General features: G+C 41.3%; 4 protein-coding genes. All 4 read right to left on the bottom strand.

All coding sequences use genetic code 11. From position 1 onward, the window contains the following. Positions 1 to 228: 228 nt before the first annotated feature. The 4 genes from rpsD to RWX26_RS11145 all read right to left on the bottom strand — a co-directional run bounded on the left by rpsD (position 229) and on the right by RWX26_RS11145 (position 5,074). Entirely contained in the window at positions 229 to 840 is a 612-nt protein-coding gene (gene rpsD / locus RWX26_RS11160) for a 30S ribosomal protein S4 (protein ID WP_006144803.1), read from the bottom strand. Positions 841 to 1,041: 201 nt separating this feature from the next. Beyond that, positions 1,042 to 2,076, bottom strand: a complete 1,035-nt coding sequence (locus tag RWX26_RS11155) for a HAMP domain-containing sensor histidine kinase (protein ID WP_314581792.1) — start codon at positions 2,074 to 2,076, stop codon at positions 1,042 to 1,044. Next, positions 2,073 to 2,771: a response regulator transcription factor gene (locus tag RWX26_RS11150; RefSeq protein ID WP_254727669.1), complete on the bottom strand. Its 699-nt coding sequence runs from the start codon at positions 2,769 to 2,771 to the stop codon at positions 2,073 to 2,075. The genes RWX26_RS11155 and RWX26_RS11150 overlap by 4 nt, the downstream gene beginning before the upstream one ends. A gap of 80 nt (positions 2,772 to 2,851) precedes the next feature. Continuing rightward, positions 2,852 to 5,074: an SSURE domain-containing protein gene (locus RWX26_RS11145; protein WP_314581788.1), complete on the bottom strand. Its 2,223-nt coding sequence runs from the start codon at positions 5,072 to 5,074 to the stop codon at positions 2,852 to 2,854. Positions 5,075 to 5,199 lie beyond the last annotated feature (125 nt).

The following is a 5,199-nucleotide window of genomic DNA, read 5'->3' as shown; positions in this document are numbered from 1 at the left end:
ACTCTTTCTATTATACCTACTTTTTGACGCTTGTCAACTGGTTTTTCTGATTTTTTGTAAAATTTTTGTTTTTATCTTTTCCTGCATATTAACTACCGTCTAATAAACTTACTCTTTATATAAGATAAAACACTATTAACTTTTTATTGTAAAATAGGAGAGATCTTGATTTAAAGTGTAAAACAAAAAGCCCACTGTTGTAGGCTTTTCGTAAGATATTTCTTAAAATTAAAGCATTTTGTTGTAGAATTCAACGATAAGTGCTTCGTTGATTTCTGGGTTGATTTCATCACGTTCTGGCAAACGAGTCAATGAACCTTCCAATTTGTCAGCGTCGAATGATACGAATGCTGGACGTCCAAGAGTAGCTTCAACAGCTTCAAGGATTGCTGGAACTTTTAATGATTTTTCGCGAACTGAGATCACTTGACCTGGAGTTACACGGTATGAAGGGATATCAACGCGTTTTCCGTCAACAAGAATGTGACCGTGGTTTACGAATTGACGTGCTTGACGACGAGTAGTCGCAAGGCCAAGACGGTAAACAACGTTATCCAAGCGACGTTCCAAAAGAAGCATGAAGTTGAAACCAAGGATTCCGCCTTTGATTTTTGTAGCTTCTACGAACAAGTTACGGAATTGTTTTTCACCAACACCGTATGTGAAACGAAGTTTTTGTTTTTCAGCCAATTGCAAACCGTATTCTGACAATTTTGAACGGTTGTTTGGTCCGTGTTGACCTGGTACGTAGTTACGACGTGCCAATTCTTTACCTGTACCTGTAAGTGAAAGGCCAAGGCGACGAGCTTGTTTCCAAGATGGTCCTGTATAACGTGACATATGTATGTCCTCCTGATATAAATAATATTCGGTGGAAATAGTCACTTAGAAAGCCCTGATTCGTGCAGATGCCCTTCGCCTAAACAGCCAAGGTTACTTATCATAAGACACCTGTTGACGAGCTTCATGCTTCCCTGCTGCTATTTCACACAAAGGTTATTGTATCATGAATCCGTCGATTTGTAAAGAGATTTTACGCCTTTATTTCAAATTAAGGCAGAATGTGAACTTGCTTCCTAAGCCATATTGACTTTCTGCTGTGATTTCACCACCAAGCTGATGGGCCAATTCTTGTGCAATCGCAAGACCTAATCCATGCCCACCTGTCTTCATATTTCGTGAAGTTTCTACACGATACAATCGGTTAAAAATTTTTCCCAAATCTTCAGGAAGGATCCCCTGCCCCTCGTCTTTCACACTGATCGTCAGCTCTTGTTCTGTTAATTGGGCAAGAACCTCGATTCTGGTTCCTGGTTCTGAATATTTAAAGGCATTGTTTAACAAATTGACCAGAATACGAGAAAGTTTGTCAGAATGGCTCTTGATTTTCGCCGACTCAGGTGATACTTGAATGTAAACATCCCGCTCCTCTTGTTCAATCTGGAGTTGAAATTCACTCATTGACTCAATCAACAGCTGATCTAAAAAGACCTCTTCGACTTCTTCATCAGCAGTATCTTGAGGTTGTCTGTTAAGAGTCAAAACATCCAATTCCTCCACTAGCTTGTTTAGACGCTCAGTTTGCCGACCAATCGTGGTTAAATAGTGGAACCGCTCCTCTTCTTTAATCACTCCATCTAGAATTCCCTCCACAGTAACCTGAATAGAGGTAATGGGAGTTTTAATATCGTGAGAGAGCTGCGCAATCATCATTCTCTTTTCTTGCTCGCTCTCATCAAGTGATTGAAAGGTAGCCTGCAAATTGTGGGACATGTCATTAAAAGCCTGGCCTAGCTCTTGAAATTCTAATGGGCCTTTGGTTTCGATTTCTGTACTGAAATCCTTGCTTGCTATATCCTGAGCTTGTTTTTTCAAATGTTTCAGAGAAGAGAAAACGGGCGACAAAAGAAAGATGCTCACTGCAGCGCCAATGAAACTAGCAATCAAGGTCATTCCAACTAGAAAGTAAACTTCACTTTTATCAATCAACATTCGTTGGATTGCCCAGAAAACAACCAAAATCGTTAGTAGAGTCGAAACTAGATACCCCACTAAAATATAGCTTTTTAATTTCATTTTTTTCCTCTCGGTCTTTCCATCTTATAGCCCAATCCCCAAACAGTTTTGATAGCAGGAGTGTTTAAATTCGTATACTTACTCAACTCTTGTCTCAAAGCATGAATATGAACATTGAGTGTATTGGTATCATCCACATAGTCCTCTTGCCATACCTTCTCATAAAGTTCAGTCTTTGAAAAGACTCTCTCAGGATTGCTAGCTAATATCCATAGAAGTTCAAAAGATTTCACTGTCAATTCCAAAGGCTGTTCCCCAATGCGAACCTCATGAGTCACATGGTTGATCACTAAGTCACCAAACTCAATTTGCTCGGTCTCTCCGCCACGACTAAGGCGGCGCAAGATATTATTCACTCTCAAAACCAATTCCCGTGGGCTAAACGGTTTAGCTATAAAATCATCTGCCCCCAAACTTAATCCATAAATCTTATCTTGTTCGCTTGTCTTAGCAGTTGTAAAGAGAAAGGGTTGATCAGGAGCAATATACTGAACTTCACTGATGAAATCATAACCGTCCATATTAGGCATCATGATATCTGTGATAATGAGGTCGATAGTTTTTTTTCTAAAAAGTTCCAATCCTTCCTTACCATCATGGGCGACTAAAACATCGTAGCCTGCCTGTAAAAGATAACGATTTTGAATATCTAGAATATCTATCTCATCATCAACCAACAAAATTGTCTTTTTCATCTGACACTCCTTTGACAAAAACAGTGTTATACTTGCTTTAGTATAACACTATTTTCCGTAATGTTTAAATGATTTGAACCTTAATCTTCTCTTTTGGTTTTCCAACCCAAAAATCCAACAAGACCGGCCAAGGCGAGTCCAAAGAATCCAAGAGTAGCCATTGCGGTTTGGGCTTCACCGGTATATGGAAGCATGTCTTTTTGGTCTTTCATTTGATCAACCATCATTGGACTTGACACCTTGTTATTAGATGCCATCTTGCCTTCATCAGACGCTTTGCTTGAGGCTGCTAGAGCTTGGTCTTGTTTCATGCTTGGTGTTGCCATTGGCTGGCTAGCGTTCATGGTTTTGTCCTGCTCTTTGCTAGGCATCATCTTATCCTGGCTAGCAGCTGGCATTTGAGATTTCATATTAGACGCATCTTGATGACTATTTATCATTGGAGTCGGCATAGCTGAACCATTAGAAGATGGAGCAAAGCCTGACTGCATCGGAATAGAGGACTGTTGTCCGTTCAAGTTCACTGTCAAATCCTTAGTCGCTACGAGGTTGCTCAAATCTGCCTTACCATCTTTAGCACCATACACTTTAATAGTAGCTTTATAGCTTTGAGTACCATTTTGTTTCAAGAGGTCTAGAAGCTCTTTGTCAGATTTACCTTGAGTACCGGCCAAATCCACTTCGTAGAAATAGAGGCCTTTGCCCAATTTCTCTACTGGTGGAAGAGCGGGGTTTTTAGCTGAACCGTTGTCTGACCATGGGGCCTTATCGGATGCTTTCAAGATAAGGCGAGTTAACATACCGTCACCAGCGAAGAATTCATATGGAATGACTTGGTTGACGCCGGCTGTGAATGGGCCTGGGAAGTTCGCTTTATCCAAGTAAGTGGCTGGAACATCTACTGTGTCTTTGGTATTATCAGCTACACCTTTTTGAACTTCAGCTGGAGTAGTTAAGCCGTTCAAGTTGACATCCAAATCTTTAGTCGCTACGAGGTTGCTCAAATCTGCTTTGCCATCTTTCGCACCGTACACCTTAATTGTAGCTTTATAACTTTGAGTGCCGTTTTGTTTCAAGAGGTCAAGAAGCTCTTTATCTGATTTTCCTTGAGTACCTGCCAAATCCACTTCATAGAAGTAGAGACCTTTGCCCAATTTTTCTACTGGTGGGAGGGCAGGATTTTTTGCTGAACCGTTGTCTGACCATGGAGCCTTGTCAGAAGCTTTCAAGATAAGGCGAGTCAACATGCCGTCGCCGCCGAAGAATTCGTATGGGATAACTTGGTTGACGCCGGCTGTGAATGGGCCTGGGTAATTGGCCTTGTCCAAGTAAGAAGCTGGGACATCTACTGTATCTTTGGTATTGTCGGCCACACCTTTTTGCACTTCAGCTGGGGTAGTCAAGCCATTCAAATTGACATCCAAATCCTTAGTCGCTACGAGGTTGCTCAAATCTACTTTGCCATCTTTCGCACCATACACTTTAATAGTAGCTTTATAGCTTTGAGTGCCGTTTTGTTTCAAGAGGTCAAGTAAGTCTTTGTCTGATTTGCCTTGAGTACCTGCCAAATCCACTTCATAGAAGTAGAGACCTTTGCCTAATTTTTCTACTGGTGGGAGGGCAGGATTTTTTGCTGAGCCATTGTCTGACCATGGAGCCTTGTCTGATGCCTTCAGAATCAAACGAGTCAACATACCGTCACCGGCGAAGAATTCATATGGGATAACTTGGTTAACACCGGCTGTGAATGGGCCTGGGTAATTGGCCTTGTCCAAGTAAGTGGCTGGGACATCTACTGTGTCTTTGGTATTGTCAGCCACACCTTTTTGCACTTCAGCTGGAGTGGTTGCTGGTTGAGCTTCACTTGCCTCACGGTCTTGTCCAGAGACTACAGGAGCAGAATTTGTTGCAGGTTTAACCGTATCGTCTGTTTGTTTCTTAGATTCTGGTTTTGCTTGCACTTCTTCTTTGGGAACTACTACTTGGTCTTTATCAGCTACATCCGCTTTTTCTGGAGAGCTTGTAGAATCCAAGCTTACTTTAGGTACTGAATCTGCCTGTTCTGAAGGAAGAGCTACATCGACTGCTTTTTTTAGAGCCTCTGCTGGTAAGTCGCTCTTTTCACTCACCGAATCTGCATCTGGCACGACTTGAGCAGTGGTCGGATTGACCACATCAGCACGCGCAGAACTTGGTTGTCCGACCAGGACAAAGAAGCCACTAGCTACAACAACTGAAGCAACACCGACACTGAGACGGCGAATAGACCAACGAGTATATCTCTGATTTGGATTGAATTTCATAGGATTCTCCTTAGAGTTTTCTTTTTTTGATGACTCTAGTATAATCTCCTAAAATTAAAAAGGATTAAGAAAAAGTTAAAATTTTTCTTAAATCCCTCTTATAAAATACTTATATTGACTCAATA

The sequence above is a fragment of the uncultured Streptococcus sp. genome (genome assembly GCF_963536705.1).
In the GTDB taxonomy this organism is placed as follows: Bacteria; Bacillota; Bacilli; order Lactobacillales; family Streptococcaceae; genus Streptococcus.
Note: the sequence above shows the minus strand (reverse complement) of the source record. Positions and strands in the feature narration are given on the sequence as shown.

Excerpts from the sequence above, each read along its gene's own strand:
- rpsD (WP_006144803.1), bottom strand. The coding sequence starts at position 840 with ATGTCACGTTATACAGGACCATCTTGGAAACAAGCTCGTCGCCTTGGC.
- RWX26_RS11155 (WP_314581792.1), bottom strand. The coding sequence starts at position 2,076 with ATGAAATTAAAAAGCTATATTTTAGTGGGGTATCTAGTTTCGACTCTA.
- RWX26_RS11150 (WP_254727669.1), bottom strand. The coding sequence starts at position 2,771 with ATGAAAAAGACAATTTTGTTGGTTGATGATGAGATAGATATTCTAGAT.
- RWX26_RS11145 (WP_314581788.1), bottom strand. The coding sequence starts at position 5,074 with ATGAAATTCAATCCAAATCAGAGATATACTCGTTGGTCTATTCGCCGT.